This is a genomic window from Mesorhizobium jarvisii (assembly GCF_003601985.1).
Classification (GTDB): Bacteria; Pseudomonadota; Alphaproteobacteria; order Rhizobiales; family Rhizobiaceae; genus Mesorhizobium; species Mesorhizobium jarvisii.
Genome location: NZ_QZXA01000016.1, coordinates 31,393 through 50,752, shown reverse-complemented (window position 1 = coordinate 50,752; position 19,360 = coordinate 31,393). Strand labels below are relative to the sequence as shown.

Genomic DNA, 19,360 nt, shown 5'->3' with positions numbered 1-19,360 from the left:
ACGGTTCGGTCAACCACTGTCGCAACGCCAACCATGCCCGTCACACTCTACGGCGCCCCTTCTGTCCGGCAGGACAGAGGGGGCGCGACAGAACGCCGGCCCTTGCCGCTCAGCGCCCCCTTCACCCAGTCCTTCCACCCCTCTCGGCCATCGCCACAAATGCACTCTCAATGCTCTCAAACCTCAGCTCCGGATAAAGCACACCCGCCTCCACAGTATCCGTCTCCAGCGCGGTCTCGCCGCGGATCCAGAACGCCCGCAACAGACCAAGGCCGGGCACAGCGGCGATCAACGCCTCCAGCTCCTCAGCGCTCATATTCACGACGCGCGGCGAGCGGCCGCTGACGCGGCGCCAGAGGTCGATCATCTGGCCCTGCGTGATCCTGTTCCGCGCGATGCGGATTTCCGTGCGGACTGCGGCGGGATCCTCCAGCGCCCGCATGGTGACGGCGGCGATATCCTTCTCGCTGACGAAGGTCGCCGGAACGGTGCCGTCGCCATAGAGCGTCACCTCATCCGGCGGCAGCACTGCCGAACCGAAGCGCGTCAAATCGCCCAGCGTCGCCACCCAGGTCGAGAAGAAGCCGTTGGTATAGATGATCGTATAGGGCAGATCAGCTTCCCTGACCGCGTCGAACACGGCCCTCTTGGTGTCGAGCGGTGCGATCGTGCCGGGGGCGGCGGCGGCAAAGTCGAGGCCGAAGCCGGCGGAGGGCACGAAGCGGGAGACCCCGACATCTTTCACTGCGCGCACCAGCGTCATCTCGCTGGCCGAACCCACATGCACCGAGCTGATGACGCGGTCGACCTTGCCGACAGCGCGCACGAGGCTGTCATAATTGTCGAGATCGCCGACATGCACCGTGGCGCCCAACGCCTTGAGCGGCCGCATCCGCTCTTCATTGGCTGACGTTGCTGGCCGAACCAGGACATGCAGGCTGTCGCCATTGCGCGCGCTGGCCTTGGCCATTTCGCTGCCCAGGAGCCCCGTCGCGCCGATGATCAGGGTGCTGGTCATATCCCCCTCCCATTGCGCAGGATGGAACCGTCCCAGTCGCGCTCCAGGCCAATGTCGCGCAAGCGGCGGTCGGAAAACCGGGAAATCCGGCGTCGCACGCGGCGGCGCTCGAAGGCTGCCGTGCTGCGCATGGCGAGGCCGCTCATCGCGGCGCCAATGGATCCAAGGGTCAAGGTCATTGTCTGTCTCCTACGTTCGTCAGGGCGCAAGCGTGCTCGTGCCGCCCATCGGGCGAGCATGACGATCGCTCACACATTTAGTTGGTCTTCAACGCATCGGAGAACCGGAGAGGTCGATATCGATGCGCGGTACGCAGCGATAATGTGCATTTTCGGGCTGGACGACAAACGACTCTTTGTGCAGGATTTGTGAGCAACACTCACAGGTCGAGGCCATGCCGCGCAGATTGCCGCCCCTCACCGCCCTGCCCGCTTTCGACGCCGCGGCAAGGCATCTGAGCTTCTCCAGGGCGGCGGAAGAGCTCAACCTCACCCATGGCGCGGTCAGCCGCGCCATCCGCAACATCGAGGACAGGCTCGGCATCCAGCTTTTCGATCGGGGAACGCGATCCGTACGCCTGACCGCCGTCGGTGCGGCCTATGCGGTCGAGGTCGGCAAGGCGCTCGACCAGATCGCCGCCGCCACCATCGCCGCCACGCCCGACCGCTCGACGCGCATCCTGAACGTCTCGACGTCGGACGGCTTCGCCGGCCGCTGGCTGGTGCCGAGGCTGCATCGCTTCCACCGCGCCAATGCCGATATCGACGTGCGGCTGGCGACCTCGGGCGTGCTGGCCGATTTCGTCAGCGACGGCATCGACGTCGCCATCCGCTACGGCAAGGGCGGCTACACCGGCGTGACGGCGGAATTTCTCGCTGACGAAGAGGTCTTCCCGGTCTGCAGCCCGGAATTGCTGCAAGGCGAACATCCGCTGCGCCGGCCCGAGGACCTCAGGCACCACAAATTGATCCATGACGCCTTTCGCATCGACTGGGCGACATGGCTACAGCAGGCCGGAGTCGATGGCATCGACCCCAAGCGCGGCGTGCGCTTCGATTCCGCCACCTTCGCCGTCGAGGCTGCCGTGCATGGCGAAGGCGTGCTGCTCGGCCGCAGCGCGCTGGTCTCGGCCGACCTCGCGGCAGGGCGGCTGGTGCGGCCCTTCGACCTCGCGCTGAAATCGGCGGCCAGCTACTACCTTGTCTATCCCGACGGCGCGCTGCGGCAGAAGAAGATCAAGGCGTTCCGCGACTGGCTGTTTGCCGAGGTGGCGGCTGACTGGGTCGGGATGTCTCGGAGGGATTGAGGCGAAAGACCCGCCTACGCTTTTGACCCACCCACCAACCCCAGCCGCAACAAACTCTCGGCCGTGGCGACGATCGCCTCCTCGGCCGGACGCGGCGTCCAGCCAAGCAGGCGCGTCGCCTTTTCGCTGGTGGCGTCCATCATCACCCCGAGATGCCTGGCCAGCATCTTCGTCGTGGGATCGCCACGCAGCGCCAGCAGGCGGATCATCCAATTGGGAATCTCCCTGGTCGGCACCTTGGCTGCTGCCGCGCCCATCCTGCGCCGCAGCACTTTCGCAACATCCGCCATCCAAAGGCTGTGGCCCGAAATACCGATGAAGCGCTCGCCCTTGGCCGCAGGACTGGTCATCGCCAGCAGATGCAGATCGGCCAGGTCGCGCACGTCGACATAGCCTGAGTTGACCCTAGGACAACCGGGCATGCCGTCCATCAGCCGCTTGATCAGCCCGATCGAATGCGAGAAATCGGCGGCGAGCACCGGGCCGAGCACAGCGACCGGATTGACGACGGAGAGTTCGAGGCCGCCGCCCTCGCGAGCGATGAAATCCCAGGCGGCGCGCTCCGACAGCGTCTTCGATCTCTGGTAGGGCGCGACGGCGCCGCTGAGGTCGGACCAGTCGGTCTCGTTGAACGGCCGTGTCTGCGGCGCATGGCCCATGGCGACAGCACCGATGGCCGAGGTCAGCACCACGCGTTTTATGCCGGCATCGCGCGCGGCATTGAGCACCCGCAGCACGCCGTCGACGGCGGGCCTCACCCAATCCTCCTCGCGAGTCTGGCTGCCGGAGGGCGTCGGCGATGCGCCATGCATTACATAGGCGCAGCCGGCGACGGCCTCAGCCCAGCCAGCGTCCCCGGTCAGGTCGGCGGCGACGAAGGACAGCCGATCGCCGGGCTCGGCGCCGCCTTCCCTGAGCATCGCGCGCACCTCGGCTTCGCGCTCGAGCGAACGCACCGTCGTGCGCACGCGATAACCGGCGTCGAGCAGCTTCAGCATGCAGTGCGATGCAATGAAGCCAGAGCCCCCGGTCACCAGCACCAGTTCGTCGTTCATGTCAGTCTCCTGATGTTCATTGGCCATCAGCTAGGCGCACCGGATCGGATTGTGAATGCTTGAAAATCCGCATAAATTGCGCGAAAGTACGAAAATGACCGGTGACCCCTTCTCCGACATCCTCAAATTCACCAGCGCGCAAACCATGGTGACAGGCGGCTTCACCGCCGGCGGGCGATGGGCGCTACGCTTTCCGGCGCCCGAAAAAATCAAATTCTTCGCCGTGGTGAAGGGCAGTTGCTGGATCCGCCTCGAGGGCGAGGACGAGCCGGTGCATGCGCAAACAGGAGACGTGCTGCTTTTGGCATCGCGGCGCTCCTTCATCCTCGCCAGCGACCTGTCCGTGCCGCCGCTCGACGCCATGGCGGTGTTCTCCGGTTGCAAGATCGCCCAACTCGGCGACGGCAAGGATTTTACGCATATTGGCGGCCATGTGCTGCTCGACCAGGCGAGCGGGCGGCTGCTGGCCGACGTCTTGCCGCCGTGGATCCACATCCACGCCTCGTCGCCGCAAGCGACAATCCTGCGCTGGATCCTTGACCAGCTGGTGCGCGAGCAGGCGGATGGCCAGCCGGGCGCCAGCCTTGCCTCGGCGCAGCTGGCGCAACTTCTGTTCATCCAGGTGCTGCCGGCGCATCTGCAGACGTCGAGCCTGATGCCCGCCGGCTGGCTGCGCGCACTCGCCGATCCGCGCCTGGCGCCAGCGCTGCGGCTGATGCATGGCGACCCCGGTCTCGACTGGCATCTGGAGGAACTCGCCAGGGCCGCCGCCATGTCGCGCACCAGTTTTGCCTTCCATTTCAGGCAGACCGCCGGTGTCGCGCCGCTGACCTACCTGACGCAATGGCGCATGCATTTGGCCGAGCGCGCCTTGCGCGAGGAAGATACCCCGGTGGCGGTGCTTGCCCGCTCCCTTGGCTACACCTCGGAAAGCGCCTTCAGCAATGCCTTCAAGCGCGCCACCGGCACCGCGCCCAAGCGGTATCGAACCGCGGGGCAAGCCGAACGGTCGGGTGACGCCGAAGCGCGGTCGCTGAGCCTGGTATCTTGAAAAATCAGGAGAGGCAGGGGCCCAGGACAGGTGGACAGCTCGGGACTGTCCACCTGGCTCGGGCCTGATGCATGCCGCCCGAAAGGGGGGCATCGATTTTCAGGGAACCGACATGCATTGAAGGCCCCCGCGCACAGAGCGGACGTTGGTATCAGCGGCAACCAGTCGTCATATGAGGCCTGCCGACCAGGGCCGCCCCTACTCCTTGGCGCGATAGGCTTCCGGTATGACGAACACCTCGTCGGCCCGGCCATAGCCGCCATCGGCGACCTCCTCGACCAGCACCATCGTGGTGGGCCGCACGCCTTCGCCGAAAAAGTCGACGAACATGGCGGTGGTCCGGTGGATGAGGTCTTTCTTCTGCGCTCTGGAGAGCGCGGCCTGCGGGATCTTGATGTTGGCGAATGGCATGATGGTTTCCTTTTCTGGTGCGGATTGGGTTTCAGGCTTTGGGGTGGAGCGGGTCGCTGAAGACACCGGCGACTGCCCCTCAGATCACGCCGCCATTGGCGCGGATGATTTGCCCGTTGACCCAGCCACTGTCCGGCCCGGCCAGGAACGACACGACGCCGGCAATGTCGTCGGGCTGGCCGAGCCGGCCGAGCGGGATCATCTTGGCCGTGGCCTCGATCTGCGCCGCGCTCTTGCCGTCCATGAACAGCGCGGTCTCGACCGGGCCGGGCGCCACGGCGTTGACGGTGATGCGCCGAGCGCCGAGCTCCTTGGCCAGGATATGCGTCATCGCTTCGACCGCCGCTTTGGTGGCGGCATAGACGCCGTAGCCCGGCTGGTAGAGGCCGACGACGCTGCTGGAGAAATTGACGATGCGGCCACCGTCGCGAAGGCGTTTCGCGCCCTCGCGCATGCCCCGGAACACGCCGCCGAGATTGACCGTGATCTGCGCGTCGAAGGACGCATCGTCGGTCTGCGCGATCGGCGACAGCTTCATGATGCCGGCATTGTTGACAAGGATATCGACGCCGCCGAACACCCTCTCGCCGGCATCGAAAAGGGTGGCGATGCCCGTGGGATCGGCGATATCGGCCTGCACGGCGATCGCCTTGCCGCCTTCGGCTTCGATCGTGCCGACGACCGCTTCGGCCTCGGCACGGCCCCGTGCATAATTGACAACGACGGCGAAACCGTCGCGGGCAAGCCGCCGCGCGATCGCCGCACCAATGCCCTTGGACGCGCCAGTCACGATCGCGGTTCTGATTGGATTAGATGTCATGGAAGTCTCTCCGTATTGCTGGTGACACGGATATAGACGCAGCCATCTGCCGGATAATCAGCCGTCTCTTGACATCACTATTCGGAAATTGCGAACAAAGAGCATGGATCGCCTGGACACGATGCGGCTCTTCGTTCGCGTGCTTGAGCGGCGCAGTTTCACCGCTGCCGCCGCCGATCTCGGCCTGCCGCGCTCAACCGCGACGGAAGCGATCCGCCGGCTCGAAGAACATCTCGGCGCACGGCTATTGGAGCGGACGACGCGGCAGGTGAACGCCACGCAGGACGGCGGGGCCTATTACCGGCGCTGCCTGTCGATCCTGGCCGAGATCGAGGACGCGGAAGCCGCCTTCCGCAAGGCCGAACCCTTCGGCCTGCTGCGCATCGACGCCAGCACGCTGCTCACCCGCACCTTCCTGTTGCCGCGCCTGCCGGAGTTTCTTGCACGCTACCCCCGCATCGACCTGCAGATCGGCCAGAGCGACCGGCTGGTCGACCTCGTGCGCGAAGGCGTCGATTGCGTCATCCGTGTGGGCGAGCCGCCCGACAGCGGCATGATCATGCGGCGACTGGGGATGATCCGCGAGATGACCTGCGCCAGTCCCGCCTATCTCTCTCGCCACGGCATACCCGCCTCCCCCGAGGCGCTCGACGGCCATCAGGCGATTGGCTTCGTCTCGTCGCGTACCGGCGAGGTGCTGCCCTTCGAATTCACCGTCAACGGCAAGACCCACGAGATCAGGCTGCCGGGCCGCGTCGCCGCCAACAATTCCGACACCGCCGCCGACCTGGCGCGGCTCGGCCTCGGCCTCATCCAGGCGCCGCGCTATCGCTTCGAGAAGGATCTTGCTCAGGGCATGCTGGTCGAAGTGCTGGCCGACTACCCGCCCTCGCCGACGCCGCTGTCGGCGCTCTACCCGCAGAACCGCCAGCTCTCGCCGCGCCTGCGCGTCTTCCTCGATTGGGCGGCGCGCATCTTCGCCGAGGCGAACCTGTAGGAATCTCGCCGCCATCGACCCCATCGCGACGAAACCGTAGGTATTGAAGCAAAATGGCAGTATTCTGCGCAGTCTGGGGTCTCGGGGCAAAGGGATGGATTTCAGCACGGGCCATGGCTACCTCCTCATCGGCGGCCTTATCCTGGTCGGCGCCGGGCTGCTCATCCTGTCGCTGATCGTCAATCTTCGCGTTGCCCACAGCGTGCGCCACGACGTGCGCCATCGCGAAAAGCTGCTCGAATATTATCGCAACATCTTTTCACAGCTGGGCGTGATCCTGATCGGTATCGGCGTGTCGCTGTTCATCTTCTTCTTCCAGCAGAACTATCAGGACCAGCGCCGACGCGAGACGGAACTGCAGCAGGTTCTCGCCAAACTCGCCGCGCGCATTGCCCGCGGCGCGCCGGTCATGCAGTCGCTGGAGGAATTCGACGAGTTGCTGGATGAAGGCGGGCCTTATCTCAGCCCTCAACTCGGCGGCAACAACACCGCGGTCAGTCTTCACGGGACAGAGCTCGGCAAACAGGCGGCCAGGATCCTGCTGGTCGAGCGCGACGTCGATCTCGCGGACTTCGAGGTGCTGAACCTGTCGCGCGATTTCGAATCCTCTTTTGTCGTCAACGAGCTCGATTCCAGGCTGTGGTTCGACATCGTGCGCGACGAGAGCGAGATCAAATACGCCACCACCCAGCTCGCCCTCGACTACAAGGACCTGCGGGACACGATCGGCGGCGATCCGGCGGAGGCAGCGGTCGCCGACCCGGAAAAGGAGCGCCGGGTCAAGCAGGAGGTGCTCGACATCTTCTACGATGCCGATCTGCTGCGCCAGCGCTCCAGGCAGCATCTGGCTCGCGCGTGCTGGCTGTTCAGCCAAGGGCGCGGCTTCGTCGGCGCGGCCCCCGTCAATGCGATCGAGGCCGATGCCAGGTCGCACCAGGAATGGCTCGACCGCTCAAGATCGGTGCTATCACAGTCGAAGTCGGGCAGCGGCGACTGCTTCAAACTGCTCCGCTACGGCCAGGGGTCGTGAGGTGTGAACGAGCGGGCAAGGTCCGCTGCTCTGGTGACAGCGCCAAACACTTTCAAAGACTGGGTTGGCGCCGGAAGCGGACTGTCCGTTTCCGACGCCGCCGGTTACCCCGCGTTGCTAAGTTGGAATTCGTCGCTAAGCGCGCGCTCGTTGGGATCGATCGAACCCAAATTCTTCACAACCCGGAATCGACCGCCCTGCGCCTGCGCGATGTACATGTTCATGCGAACATGATGCTGGCCGGGGACCATTTCGGCCGGACCACCCGGTCCCTGGCTGATGCGGGCGTGATCGAGAGCCCGGATGACCCCGTCCCGCTCGGCACTGCCCGCTTCCTTCACCGCCGCTTCCCACATCTTGATCGCCCGGTAGTGCCCGGTGCATCCGCTGCCCGCGGTCAGGGTAGCCCCACCAGGGTACCGCTCACCGTAGCGGCGCAACAGCGCGCGACCGAACGGTTCGTCGAGTTCCTGGTAGTAGTCGAGGCAGCTGTAGAGGCCTTCGATCTGATCGGACGGCACCAGATTGAAGAAGTTCTCGTCGAAGTAGGTGCAGACGATCTTGCCGCCGCGTTTGCCGAAACCGGCCTTGTGCAGTTCTTCGAGGAACGGCGTCAGGCCCGGCGGGACGATGGTGTTGAAGACCACGTCGGTGCCGCTCGCCATGATCTGCTGCACCGTCCGCCGGAAATCGACGGTGTCCAGCGGAAAATACTCCTCGCCGACGATCTCGCCGCCATTGGCGCGCACCGCCCGGCTCGCCGCCTTGTTCAGCAAATGGGGCCAGATGTAATCGGCCGACGGCAAATAGAACCGTTTCGCGCCGGTGCTGTTCATGAGCCATGGTATCAGCGGCTCGACCTGCTGGGCGGGTACGGGCCCGGTGCAGAAGATCAGGGGATCGTTTTCCTGTCCCTCATACTGCTCGGTGTAGATGTAGAGCGTCCTGCCCCGGGTGACCGCCTCGCTCTTGATGGCCAGGCGGGTCGAACTGTAGATGCCGCCGACGACCACGTCGACCTTGTCGACGTCGACGAGTTTCGCGGCCTTTGCCTTGGCAACGCTGTCTGTGGTCTCGCCATCCTCGATGACGAGTTCCACTGGCCGGCCGAGGAGGCCGCCTTTGGCGTTGATGTCGTCGACAAGCATGGTGGTGAGGTTCGCATTTGCAACGCCCATGAAAGACAATGGGCCGGTGAGTTCGGCGATAAGACCGATCTTGATGGGTTTCGGATCCATTTGATTTCTCCAAATCTGGGGTTCGTCGGGCACGCGCCGCCGCCGAGCGGCAGGCGGCGCTCAATGCGGGGCTTCAGGCCTCGTAGTGGCCGAGCAGCAGCGCCGCCTGCGGCTTGCCGACATGGCCGGCTTCCTGCAGGATCGCTGGCACCTCCGGATCGGACACGAAATTCTTCCAGCCCTCGGCGTCCCAGTCGAAGATCGCCCAGACGCGGTCGGGCTCGCTGGGGTCGCGGAAGACGGTCGCGCCGTTCGAGCCGTGCAGCCGGCGCTTGTCTGCGCCCTTGGTCGAAAAGATACGGATAAAGTGGTCGATATCAGCCACTTTGGTCGTTGCGAGAAGCATCTGAGTTCCTCCTGTCGGTCGCGGTCACCATTGAACCGTCGACAGGACTACGATGCGCGCCCCGGAGCGGGCGCACATGGGGTGGATTCCCTATGCCTGCGTTTCGCCTGGTCGGACAAGGCCGTGCTCGACCGCGTAGAGCGCGGCCGCGGCACGGGTGGTCACGCCGATCTTGGAATAGACGCTTTGAATATGGTGGTCCGCGGTCTTGGGCGAGATATCCAACTTTTTGGCCACTTCCTTCGCCGTGAGCCCGGCGGCGATCAGGCGCAGCACCTCGATCTCGCGCGGCGTCATGCCGGCCAGCGCTTGCGGCACGGCTCGCCGCGATGGCTGCCCGGCGAAGGACAATACGGCCTCGGCGGCGTCGGGGCAGATACAGCCGTCACGCACGGCGGCGCGCAGCTGGGCGGCGGCCGCCTCGCTGGACAGCGCCTTGCGGTGCGGACGTTCTTCTCGCGACGTCTGGAAGGCTTCGGCAGCGGCCAGGATCCTTGCCGCCGGGGACAGGTCCGAGCCGCCGACCTTGCGGTGATAGCCGGAGCCATCCAGGCGCTCGTGATGGCGAAGCACGAGCGCGGCCATCGCCTCGCCCTCGCGACCGAACGAGGCCAGGGCCCGCTCGCCGTAATAGGCGTGCAGCTGTGCGGCGTCGCGTTCGCGCACCGACAGCGGACCGTTGCGCATCCAGGTCGCCACCGGCACCACCAGTTCGCCAATGTCGTGGATGCAGCCCGACCAGCGCAGCGCGCGAACATCAGGGTCGGGCAGCCCGATCCGTTTGCCCGCACCCATGGCCAGTTCCGACACCATCCTCGAATGGCCCTGCGTAAACGGCATGCGCATGTCGATCATGTCGGCTATGGCCAGGAACGCCTCATCGCAAGCCGCCTCGTCCAGCGTCACCGGCGGATCCGGCTCGAGCGCCAGGATGGTTTCGCGGTCGACCGTCGCGCCGATGCCCTCCATCAGGACCGCCGCGTTGGCCGAGACGAGCCGGGCCAGATCCGCTTCGTATGGACCATCGCCGCGGCTGGCGACGGTTTCGGCCATCCCGTCGATGCCGACGGCATCGCTGAGCGCAATCGCATCCTGCGCCAATGTGATTAGGCGCACGGCGGGCAGGACATCCTCGCCACTCAGCCCGCGCGGCAGGCCCTTGCCGTCCCAGCGTTCGTAGATCTGCCCGAGATTGCGCCGGATCTCGTCGGACAGGCCGAGCCGCTCGCCGATCCGTTGCGCGACCTCGCAATGCGCGGTGAGCACCGGGCGCGCCACCGCGAGCGCCTGCGACATCGCGGCCTCGATCGCCCTGCCCTGCGCGTCAGGCTCGAGATCGTAGTAGAACCGCTTGAAGGCCTGCACGAAGACCCTGCCCAGTTCCGCACGATTGCCCATGTCGAGACCGACAAGATCCTGGCGCAGGGCGATCTCGTCGCCGAACGTGGCCGACAGAAGGTCCGTGTCGGCATTGCAGCCGACATAGCGCAGCATCGACTGATGGTAGGCGTTGCGCCGAACCTCATCGGAAACACCCGCAAGGTCGGCGATCCGCATTGCAAGCACGCAGGATTTCAGCGCGAAGTCGCGAGAATGGCCAGTGGCGAGGTCCGAGGCATAAGCCAGGACCATCATGAAGTCCGCCCGGCGTATCGAGACAGCTGTCATCGCACACCCCCAGTGATCCCTATGCTAGCCCCGTGCGCCGTCGATACCTAGGGGAAAAATCTCAAGCCCGATGTAGAAGAAACAGAGCGTTCTGTTTGGACCGGATGCGGTCTGGCAGCTTTACGCTGGGAATAGTCAGAAGTGGACGTTTAGGCATCCTGACTACATCGATTGTGCGAAGCGGACGAGAGAAACCCCGATCGCTAGGCATTCTTGAGGGCCGCGAAATGCGGCGCATTGTGGTCGGCAGGCGGGAATGGAAGCCGCCTCGCGCTAGCTTGACTGTTGAGCGCTTCCCGCGACGCGTCCGACGCAGGCGCGGGAAGTCTCCGTGTCATGCCTGATCCATCCCGGGCTTACGCCTTCGCGGCGTTCCGTGCAGCCTCGAATACATCGCGCGCAGAGGTCGTCCCCGCTGCGTGCTCCGTACCCGCAATGCCGAGGTCCATCCAACCTGCATTCACGGCCTCAAACATTTCTTCGGCAGGTCCGGAGCGGCCCTTCGGGATGCCGAATTGCTCGAACGCTTCCGGCCCTATACGGGACGAGACGCTGATTGCCCGCCCACTGGGCCTGTTGCGCATGGTCAACGCTGCCAGTCCCGCCTATCTGGCGCGCTATGGCGTCCCTCGATCGCTGGAGGATCTCCAGCGTCAGGAACATCGGACAATTCATTTTTCGACGATGCTGGGCGCAAGACCCCATGGATGGGAGTATCCGGACGGCGACAGCTACGCGACGCTTCAGTTGCCAGGTGCGCTACACGTCAACAGCGCTCAGACCTACGAAGCCGCCGCCCTCGCCGGCCTTGGCCTGATTCAGGCTCCACTCTTGGGGGTTGGCCAATACTTGGAGAGTGGAGCGCTGGTGGAGATCATACCCGATTTTCGTCGCCGAGCGCTCGCCGTGTCCCTCGTCGTGGCACATCGCAGCAACCTGTCGCGTCGAGTCCGCGCATTCATGAAATGGATCGAAGATGTGCTGACACCGTATCTGGAATAGAAAGACGCAGCTTTCCGGTGATGAGCCCGACCGCGTGAACGTCGACGCCGCCCGTTCCCCCTAGTCACCCACACGCCGCAGCGTGCCCAGATGATTGTCGTCGAGGAAGCCTATAGTGATGGCCGACGCCTTGCCGTCGGGGCCGAGGACGAAGCTCACGCTGGTTGGCCTGTCCGGTGTCTCGGCATCGGGGAAGGTGAGAAAAAGATCACCGTCGTAATGCGCCAGGGAATAGGACCGGGCGCCGGCCGGGCCGACCTTGAGCACAAGGCCGTCTCCGGCACTCGCCACGACAGCATTGCCGAAGAAGTCGTTGGCGTAGCGGCCGGCATAGGCACTTGCCGGCCTGGCTGGCCTTGCCGGAGATGGCGGCGCGGCATAGGTGGCCTTGGCCGCCGCGACCGCCGGGCCGAACATTCCGGCATAGATATCGTCCCATGCCTTGACCCAGTCCTTCTGGACCGAACCCTCGAAGACCAGGTCGGCAAAACTGTCGGACAGCCCTTCCGGCACGCCTGTCGGGAAGGCGTTGGCGACGATGACGATGCCAAGCTTCTCCTGCGGGAAGATCGTCACCAGCGTGCGTGCGCCGACGCTGAAGGCACCCGCATGGCCCCAGCTCAAGCCATGCCGGCCGAATTCGACATTCCAGCCGAGGCCGTAGAAGGACGCGCCACCGGAGACAGGGTTCTTGCCGCGCGTCATCAGGGGCACATGCGTCTGATCGAGCGCATCGGCCGCTATCAGCGTCTTGCCGGCATAGACCCCGTTGCCGAGGATGAGGCGCACCCATTGCGAAAGATCGCGCGCGGTCGAGCTGACGCCGCCCGCGGGCGCCTGCGCATCCGGATTGCGCTCTATCTTGGCGGCCCAGGCGCCATCGACCTTGATGTGCAGCGCGGCACGATCGGCGTGCTTGACGAAGTCCGAATGACGGGAACTGGTCGAGGCCATGCCAAGCGGTCGGTAGAGCTTCTCCTCGGCGACCTCCTCCCAGGACTTGCCTGTCGGCATGGCGGCCGCGACGGCGCCCTCGGTCAATCCGAAATTGCTGTAGGAGTAGCCGGCACGGAAGCTCGACGATGGCGGCACGAACCGCAGGCGATGCAGGATTTCGGCGCGGTCGTAGCCTATGTCCTCGAGGTCGTCTCCGGCGGTTCCGGGCAGTCCACTGCGGTGCGAAAACAGGTCGCGGACGGTGAGTTGGCTGGTCGGATAGGGATCGGCCAGCCGGAAGGCCGGATCGAGGTCGGCGATCTTCGAATCCCAGGACACGATCCCGTCGCTGACCAGCGCCGCCACGACGGTGGCGGAGACCGGCTTGGAAAGCGAGGCGATCTGGAACACCGTGTCGGCGTCGACCGCCTCCGGCTTGCCGGCCTGGCGATGGCCGAAACCCTTCAGGAAGATCACGTCATCGTCGTGCACCACCGCGATGGCGAGACCGGGCACCCCGCCGCCCGCGACGGCGCCTTGGGCGAGCGCTTCGAGCTTCGACAAGGCGACAGCGATGCGCTCCGGCGTAATGGCGTCGGCCGACGCAGCACGCGGCCAAAGCGCCAGCACGGCGATGCAGAGCCAGATTCGCCAGTGGCAGAGGTTCCGTTCCAGCCGCACGTCCGAGCCTCCTCTCCTGCATTAACCTGGCTATGATACAGGCCGGTGCAACCGAGGCCAATGCCTGCCGCCTCACGGTCCACCTTCGTCGCAATCGACCATCACCACGATTTCAGGCAATCTGACTGATGAAGGCGCGCCATGGGGAGATGGAGCGCCGCCAGGGAGGACTGACATGACCGGCTTGCCACGCTACGAGGACGCCGTCGCGGCCTTTCGCATCGAGGATGAGATCGCCAGGCTTGACGGCGACCCGGCGACTGGCATCAACGCCTATGTCGAATGCTGCGGCCGCCATACCGGTGAGAACCGGCTGGCGCTGCGCGCGATCTCGGCCGGCGGCGAACTCCGGCTGTTCAGCTTCGACGACCTCGCCGATATGTCGGGCCGCGTCGCCAACCTGCTCAAGGATGCAGGCGTGGGTCCCGGCGATGTCGTCGCCGGCATGCTGCCGCGCATTCCCGAACTCGTCGCGCTCATCCTAGCCACCTGGCGCATCGGCGCTGTCTACCAGCCGCTGTTCACCGCCTTCGGCCCGAAGGCGATCGAGCACCGCCTCGGCTACAGCGGCGCCAAGCTGGTGGTGACCAATCCGGCCAATCGCGGCAAGCTCGACGAGATCGAGAACTGCCCGCCGATCGCCACCATTCTTGGTGCTGGCGATGCCTTGCCCCAGGGCGACATCGACTTCCGCGCCGCGCTTGCCTCTGCCTCCCCCGATTGCGAACCCGTCATGCGCAAGGGCGACGACCTGTTCATGATGATGTCGACTTCAGGCACGACGGGCCTGCCCAAGGGCGTGCCGGTGCCGCTCAGCGCGCTGCTGGCCTTCGGCGCCTACATGCGCGATGCGATCGGACTGCGCCCCGACGACGTCTTCTGGAACATCGCCGATCCCGGCTGGGCCTATGGCCTTTACTACGCCATCACAGGCCCGCTGCTGCTCGGCATCGCCACAACCTTCAATGAAGGCGCCTTCGCCGCCGGAAGCACCTATGAAATCATCGAGCGGCTCGGCGTCACCAGCCTTGCCGGCTCGCCCACCGCCTTCCGCCTGCTGCTCGCCGAAGGGCCTGTAGCTGCCGCCCCCATCAAGGGACGGCTGCGGGTGGTGAGCAGCGCCGGCGAGCCGCTCAACCCGGAAGTGATCCGCTGGTTCGACGCCCATCTCGCCGCCCCTATCCACGACCATTACGGCCAGACCGAAAACGGCATGATGGTCAACAACCACCATGGGCTTTCGCATCCCGTGCGCGCGGGCTCTGCCGGCTTTGCCATGCCGGGCTATCGCATGGTGGTGCTGGACGACGAAGGCAACGAGCTCGGCCCCAACCAGCCCGGCATCCTCGCCGTCGACATCGCCAACTCGCCGCTGCGCTGGTTCGACGGCTACCACCAGGCCGAGACGCCGGCGATCGCGGGCGGCTATTACCGCACCGGCGACACGGTGGAATACGAGCCGGACGGCTCGGTCTCCTTCATCGGCCGCGCCGACGATGTCATCACCTCGTCGGGGTACCGCATCGGCCCCTTCGATGTCGAAAGCGCGCTCATCGAACATCCCGCGGTCAACGAGGCGGCGGTGGTCGGCGTGCCCGACCCGCAGCGCACCGAGATCGTCAAGGCCTTCGTCATCCTGGCGCCCGCCTATCAGGGTAGCCCGGAACTGGCCGAGGAACTGGCGCAACACGTCCGCAAGCGGCTTTCGGCCCACGCCTATCCGCGCGAAATCGATTTCGTCGCGGAATTGCCGAAGACGCCGAGCGGCAAGATCCAGCGGTTCCTGCTGCGGAAGGCGGAGGTGGAGAAGCGGAAGGGGTAGCGGGGCCGCATATGCCGGCCCAACTCGGGCGACGTCGGCGGAGCGCCGCGTGCCCTGTTGCAGATCGGTTCTATTTTACCGCTATCACCCTGCCCGCCGCATCGAGGCGACAGCCGACTTGCGCTTGCCGGATTTCGATGCCACCGCGTCCCGCATAGTCTATTCGCACTTGGATCGGCGCCGTCAGCGCACCCCCACGTCGACGCAAGGCACCTGCGCTGACCGCGCGGACACGGACGGCGCCAAGCGGCTTGGCGGCGGACAGGATCGCCGCGCGACAGGCTTGCACGACCGCGACTGGCGTGCCGGGTTTCGCTTTCAGTGCTTCCAGGGGTGCAAAGGGATATCCCCTGGTGAGGTCGCCCTGGCCGGCTCTGGAAGGCCTGAGGACGGGCGGCAGGGCGATCGATGGCCTGGAGGTCCTGGCAGTGGCGGTCGTGGCAGTGGCCGTCGCGGCAGATCCAGTGCCCGTCGCGGCAGAACCCGTGCCCGTCGCGGCAGAACCACTGGCTGCCGTGGCGGCCGAACCGCTGGCAGCGGCCGCCGATCCGTTTTCGGCGGATGGATCGGCGCCCAGGCCGACACCTGTCGAAAGGCCTCCGCCTGTGGAGCCAACGTTACCGCCGGCACTGACGCTTGCGGAGCCAACGTTACCGCTGGCACTGACGCCTACGTTGCCTGCGCCGACCGAAGCGCCGACATTTGCTCCGCCGACACCGCCTACGCTCGCGCCCACCCCTACGGATGCGCCTTGCGAACCGGCGCTCACTCCGGCGCCTATCCCGACGCCGCCGACTTTACCGCCTAAACCCGCATCGAGAGCCGAGGCAGGCCCGATCGCGATGCCGATCGTCAACGCGGCCACGAAGTATTTTTTCAATGTCATCCTCCCTGCGCCGTGCATTTCGCTCACCTGTCTTTCACTGCGAAAGTGGTCGGGTTGGCAGCAATGCGGGGGGAAGAGCGAAGGTTGCCATCATGACAGGCTGCGGCGGCTTTGGACCCTTCACCTTGCGTTTTTTCAGCACGCCCGGCTTACGGGCTGCAACCGGGCGCGACGGTGAACTTGCGAGCGCGGTCTTGGAGGCACCTGCTTTAGGCGCACGCACCGCGGCCGCGGTCCGACGTTTTTCCTTCATACTGTCGATCTTGGCGCTGTCGATTTCCTCGCGCGCGGCGCTGAGACTGCGTGCCAGGCCGTTGGCTCTTTCGCGCTCCTGTTCGAGTGCCGCGCTCAAATCCATCGAGCTCTGCTTCAGGGCGTCGCGTTCCTTGCGGGCGATGTCGAGGTCACGCATGGCTGAATCTGCTCGCTGACGTTCCAGTTCGAGCGCTTTGCGAGCCTGGTTTGAAGAGGCATCGGCCTGTTGTCGGTCCTTCACGGCCTTGGCCTGGTCCACGACGGCCAGATTTGCGCCTGCCTTGAGCGCATCGATCGTTTGACGAGCCGTGGCGAGTTCCTGTTCCATGCGCCCGACCTTATGGCGCTCCTCATCCAGCGCCTGCTTCGCGGCGGCGTCGGCCTGTTGCCGGTCCTTCACGGCCTCGGCCTGCTGCGCCACAGACAGATTTGCCGCTGTCTTGAGAGCATCGATCGTCTGACGAGCCGTGGCGAGTTCCTGTTCCAGCAGCCCGATCTTATGGCTCTGCTCATCAAGCGCCTGCTTCGTGGCAGCCTGGGAGCCATCCACGGAGGGAGGCGCTTCAGGCATAGCGGCTTTCTTGCTGTCCCAGAGGCTGGCTTCCGCCCTGAAATCTTCGATGGCACGCTGCGCCGTCTCCAGATTGAGCGTGAGCGCTGCGTCCGTCTGCTGTTGCGCTTTCAAGGCCTGCGCTTGCCTGGCCAACTCGGCCCGTGCCGCGGCCAGTTCGCGGCGCAAGGCCTGCTCACCCTCGTCTTTCGCGATATCGGTGCGGTTCGAAACCGCGACCGGCGAACGGCCATTGGCCGCGGCAGTTGCGGACGCATCGGGCGCCAGCTGGCTGTTTGCCGGGGACGCAAACAGCAGAATGAGGAGTGACGAAACGAGGGGCAGCACGGCGTTACGCCCGCTGCCACATATCCCGTAAAGCAAAATCGAAGGCGGTCGTTCGGTAAAGGTGAAGTCAAAGCGCAGACATTTGGACCTGGTACCCTGCAAATGATTCATCACTTGACTCCACCTGGCGCGACCCTCACCGCGATCGTATTCTCCACTTAGTTCGAGCCACGGCGCTGGGATGCCGCGTCACCTGGACGCTACCTCCTATTTCCCTGCTTGTTGTCATTCGAACGAACGAATGAAGCTTTCCCCTGCTCCATGCGGCAAAGACGGTTCTGTTTGAATCAGCAACGGCGATGCACCGGCGGGCGGTCTCCATAAGAGGCTTGGCCGTCCGGACCCGAGCGGGGAGCAAACGAGCTCTGGAGTGGTCGAGCGCAAAACCTTGACTGCGCGCGCGCGCCAGCCTCTTGTGCCCACAGGTTCGGCCGACAAGGGAGGTGCCCACCATGGAAAAGATCATCCTGGACTGCGACCCCGGGCATGATGACGCGATCGCCATCCTGCTCGCGGCCGGAAACCCCAAGATCGATCTCCTCGGCATCACCACCGTTTCGGGCAACCACAATGTCGACAACACCACGCGTAACGCGCTTTCCGTGTGCACCGCCTATGGCATCAAAGTGCCTGTGGCGAAGGGCTCTCCCGGCCCGCTCATCATCGATCAGGTGCTGGCCGTCGAGATCCACGGAGATACCGGGCTCGACGGCCCCGTGCTGCCGCCCGCCTCGTTCGCGCTCGACAAGCGGCATGCCGTCGACTTCATCATCGACACGGTCATGGCGCATGAGCCGAAGACGGTGACGCTGGTGCCGGTCGGTCCCTACACCAACATCGCGCTCGCCGTGCGCAAGGACCCGCGCATCGTCGAGCGGGTGAAGCGGGTCGTCGCGATGGGCGGCAGTTTTACGCGGGGCAACATCACGCCCGCGGCGGAGTTCAACGTCTATGCCGATCCTGAGGCGGCCGACGTGGTGTTTCGCGCCGATTGGGACGTCACCATGGTGGGGCTCGACCTCACGCACCAGGCACTGGCCACACCGGACCTGCAGGACCGCGTGCGCGCCATAGGCGGCCCGATGGCAAGGTTCATCCTCGATATCTGGGCGTTCATAGCGACCACGCATGGCGGCCTGCTGCAGATCGAGTATCCCGCCATCCATGACGCCTGCTGCGTCGCGGCCATGATCGACCCGACCATCTTCATCACCGAGAGGGCCGACATCCGCGTCGAAATCGCCGGCCGCTGGACCAAGGGCATGACGGTCTGCAATTTCGAGAAAATGGGCGGCATGCGCCATTTCGGCGGCACGGCGAGCGAGCAGACCGACTTCCGCCACACCGTGGCGATGAAGCTGGACCACGCGAAGTTTTGCGACCTGATCGTGGATGCGCTGGAGCGGCTGACCAGGCAGAAGGCGTGAGCCAAGCCGTATCCCTACGATCTGGTCCGTAAGCCATTCCTTCAATGCGCCACGCCATCCGAAGCGTGCAGCAGCCTCCACGTCGAGCCTAGATGACCGTGGAACTGCGAAACATACCGCTCCGCGGCGATATCCTCCAGCCCGTCATCGACCAGCGCCTCGATGCTTCGCTGCATCAGGGCGAGTTGCATCCGCCTGGCGTGTTCCAGATTGGCCTCTCGCATGATTTCCGTCACGTGATAGGCGACCACGGGCTGGCCGAGGCAGGACATGAGCGCGTTGGCCTCGGCTGTTACAGCGGTCACTGCGTCTTCGATCTTCATTCTGGCGATCCTCATCAAGAATGATGCTGACGCCTCCCCGCAAGGCGACGGTGGTCCGTCGCTTCTTCTTTGATTTCAGCCTGCCGCACGACCGAGAGTGGCGCGCCAAGCTTGCAACTACTGTCTTCCCCGGCCTCTTGAGCAGGCTCGTTTGGCCTAAAAACAGTATCCATCAAATTTGAATCAAAGG

General features: G+C 65.0%; 19 protein-coding genes. 7 read left to right on the top strand and 12 right to left on the bottom strand.

Annotated features, from left to right (window positions below; genetic code table 11):
- Window positions 1-121 precede the first annotated feature (121 nt).
- Both D3242_RS29765 and D3242_RS29760 read right to left on the bottom strand, forming a co-directional pair.
- The gene (locus tag D3242_RS29765; RefSeq protein ID WP_064981909.1) at window positions 122-1,018 is read right to left on the bottom strand and encodes an NmrA family NAD(P)-binding protein; all 897 of its coding nucleotides are present in this window, start codon (window positions 1,016-1,018) and stop codon (window positions 122-124) included.
- Window positions 1,015-1,197, bottom strand: a complete 183-nt coding sequence (locus tag D3242_RS29760) for a YjiS-like domain-containing protein (protein ID WP_019859450.1) — start codon at window positions 1,195-1,197, stop codon at window positions 1,015-1,017. Before D3242_RS29760 ends, D3242_RS29765 begins: the two co-directional genes overlap by 4 nt.
- 215 nt (window positions 1,198-1,412) lie before the next feature.
- On the opposite strand from D3242_RS29760, the gene gcvA reads away from it, so the two are divergent.
- Window positions 1,413-2,324, top strand: coding sequence for a transcriptional regulator GcvA (gcvA, locus tag D3242_RS29755; protein ID WP_019859451.1), 912 nt, complete (start codon window positions 1,413-1,415; stop codon window positions 2,322-2,324).
- Between the two features lie 14 nt (window positions 2,325-2,338).
- Here the strand turns inward: gcvA and D3242_RS29750 are convergent, their stop codons facing one another.
- On the bottom strand, window positions 2,339-3,379 hold the full coding sequence (locus D3242_RS29750; RefSeq protein ID WP_223217905.1) for an SDR family oxidoreductase: 1,041 nt from the start codon (window positions 3,377-3,379) through the stop codon (window positions 2,339-2,341).
- A 55-nt stretch (window positions 3,380-3,434) separates the two neighbouring features.
- Here D3242_RS29750 and D3242_RS29745 point away from each other — a divergent pair, with 55 nt between their 5' ends.
- A complete protein-coding gene (locus D3242_RS29745; protein ID WP_064981913.1) occupies window positions 3,435-4,430 on the top strand; it encodes an AraC family transcriptional regulator in 996 nt (331 codons plus the stop codon).
- Between the two features lie 198 nt (window positions 4,431-4,628).
- On the opposite strand, the gene D3242_RS29740 is transcribed toward D3242_RS29745, so the two are convergent.
- Both D3242_RS29740 and D3242_RS29735 read right to left on the bottom strand, forming a co-directional pair.
- On the bottom strand, window positions 4,629-4,841 hold the full coding sequence (locus D3242_RS29740; protein WP_064981914.1) for a tautomerase family protein: 213 nt from the start codon (window positions 4,839-4,841) through the stop codon (window positions 4,629-4,631).
- Between the two features lie 79 nt (window positions 4,842-4,920).
- Window positions 4,921-5,661: an SDR family oxidoreductase gene (locus D3242_RS29735; RefSeq protein WP_064981915.1), complete on the bottom strand. Its 741-nt coding sequence runs from the start codon at window positions 5,659-5,661 to the stop codon at window positions 4,921-4,923.
- Window positions 5,662-5,764: 103 nt separating this feature from the next.
- Here D3242_RS29735 and D3242_RS29730 point away from each other — a divergent pair, with 103 nt between their 5' ends.
- Window positions 5,765-6,658 carry a LysR family transcriptional regulator gene (locus tag D3242_RS29730; protein ID WP_064981916.1) on the top strand — a complete coding sequence of 298 codons (894 nt, stop codon included), beginning with the start codon at window positions 5,765-5,767 and terminating at the stop codon, window positions 6,656-6,658.
- Window positions 6,659-6,752: 94 nt separating this feature from the next.
- Window positions 6,753-7,688 carry a hypothetical protein gene (locus tag D3242_RS29725; protein WP_064981918.1) on the top strand — a complete coding sequence of 312 codons (936 nt, stop codon included), beginning with the start codon at window positions 6,753-6,755 and terminating at the stop codon, window positions 7,686-7,688.
- A gap of 104 nt (window positions 7,689-7,792) precedes the next feature.
- On the opposite strand, the gene D3242_RS29720 is transcribed toward D3242_RS29725, so the two are convergent.
- The 3 genes from D3242_RS29720 to D3242_RS29710 form a co-directional block, all read right to left on the bottom strand.
- Window positions 7,793-8,926 carry a substrate-binding protein gene (locus tag D3242_RS29720; protein ID WP_064981920.1) on the bottom strand — a complete coding sequence of 378 codons (1,134 nt, stop codon included), beginning with the start codon at window positions 8,924-8,926 and terminating at the stop codon, window positions 7,793-7,795.
- Between the two features lie 73 nt (window positions 8,927-8,999).
- Window positions 9,000-9,272, bottom strand: coding sequence for a hypothetical protein (locus tag D3242_RS29715; RefSeq protein WP_010910579.1), 273 nt, complete (start codon window positions 9,270-9,272; stop codon window positions 9,000-9,002).
- A gap of 90 nt (window positions 9,273-9,362) precedes the next feature.
- Window positions 9,363-10,940 (bottom strand): HD domain-containing phosphohydrolase, encoded by a 1,578-nt coding sequence (locus D3242_RS29710; protein ID WP_064981922.1) that lies wholly within the window; start codon window positions 10,938-10,940, stop codon window positions 9,363-9,365.
- Between the two features lie 507 nt (window positions 10,941-11,447).
- Here D3242_RS29710 and D3242_RS29700 point away from each other — a divergent pair.
- Window positions 11,448-11,942, top strand: coding sequence for a LysR substrate-binding domain-containing protein (locus tag D3242_RS29700; RefSeq protein ID WP_081295941.1), 495 nt, complete (start codon window positions 11,448-11,450; stop codon window positions 11,940-11,942).
- Between the two features lie 60 nt (window positions 11,943-12,002).
- Here D3242_RS29700 and D3242_RS29695 read toward each other — a convergent pair whose 3' ends face one another.
- Window positions 12,003-13,559, bottom strand: coding sequence for a serine hydrolase (locus D3242_RS29695; protein WP_064981924.1), 1,557 nt, complete (start codon window positions 13,557-13,559; stop codon window positions 12,003-12,005).
- 175 nt (window positions 13,560-13,734) lie between these two features.
- Here D3242_RS29695 and D3242_RS29690 point away from each other — a divergent pair, with 175 nt between their 5' ends.
- The gene (locus D3242_RS29690; RefSeq protein WP_064981925.1) at window positions 13,735-15,381 is read left to right on the top strand and encodes an acyl-CoA synthetase; all 1,647 of its coding nucleotides are present in this window, start codon (window positions 13,735-13,737) and stop codon (window positions 15,379-15,381) included.
- 70 nt (window positions 15,382-15,451) lie between these two features.
- Here D3242_RS29690 and D3242_RS29685 read toward each other — a convergent pair whose 3' ends face one another.
- Both D3242_RS29685 and D3242_RS29680 read right to left on the bottom strand, forming a co-directional pair.
- Complete coding sequence (locus D3242_RS29685) at window positions 15,452-16,261, bottom strand: hypothetical protein (protein WP_064981981.1); 810 nt, start codon at window positions 16,259-16,261, stop codon at window positions 15,452-15,454.
- 40 nt (window positions 16,262-16,301) lie between these two features.
- Window positions 16,302-17,531, bottom strand: coding sequence for a hypothetical protein (locus tag D3242_RS29680; protein ID WP_147377508.1), 1,230 nt, complete (start codon window positions 17,529-17,531; stop codon window positions 16,302-16,304).
- A 341-nt stretch (window positions 17,532-17,872) separates the two neighbouring features.
- Here D3242_RS29680 and D3242_RS29675 point away from each other — a divergent pair, with 341 nt between their 5' ends.
- Window positions 17,873-18,847, top strand: a complete 975-nt coding sequence (locus D3242_RS29675) for a nucleoside hydrolase (RefSeq protein WP_064981928.1) — start codon at window positions 17,873-17,875, stop codon at window positions 18,845-18,847.
- Window positions 18,848-18,888: 41 nt separating this feature from the next.
- Here D3242_RS29675 and D3242_RS29670 read toward each other — a convergent pair whose 3' ends face one another.
- Entirely contained in the window at window positions 18,889-19,170 is a 282-nt protein-coding gene (locus D3242_RS29670; RefSeq protein ID WP_223217904.1) for a hypothetical protein, read from the bottom strand.
- Window positions 19,171-19,360 lie beyond the last annotated feature (190 nt).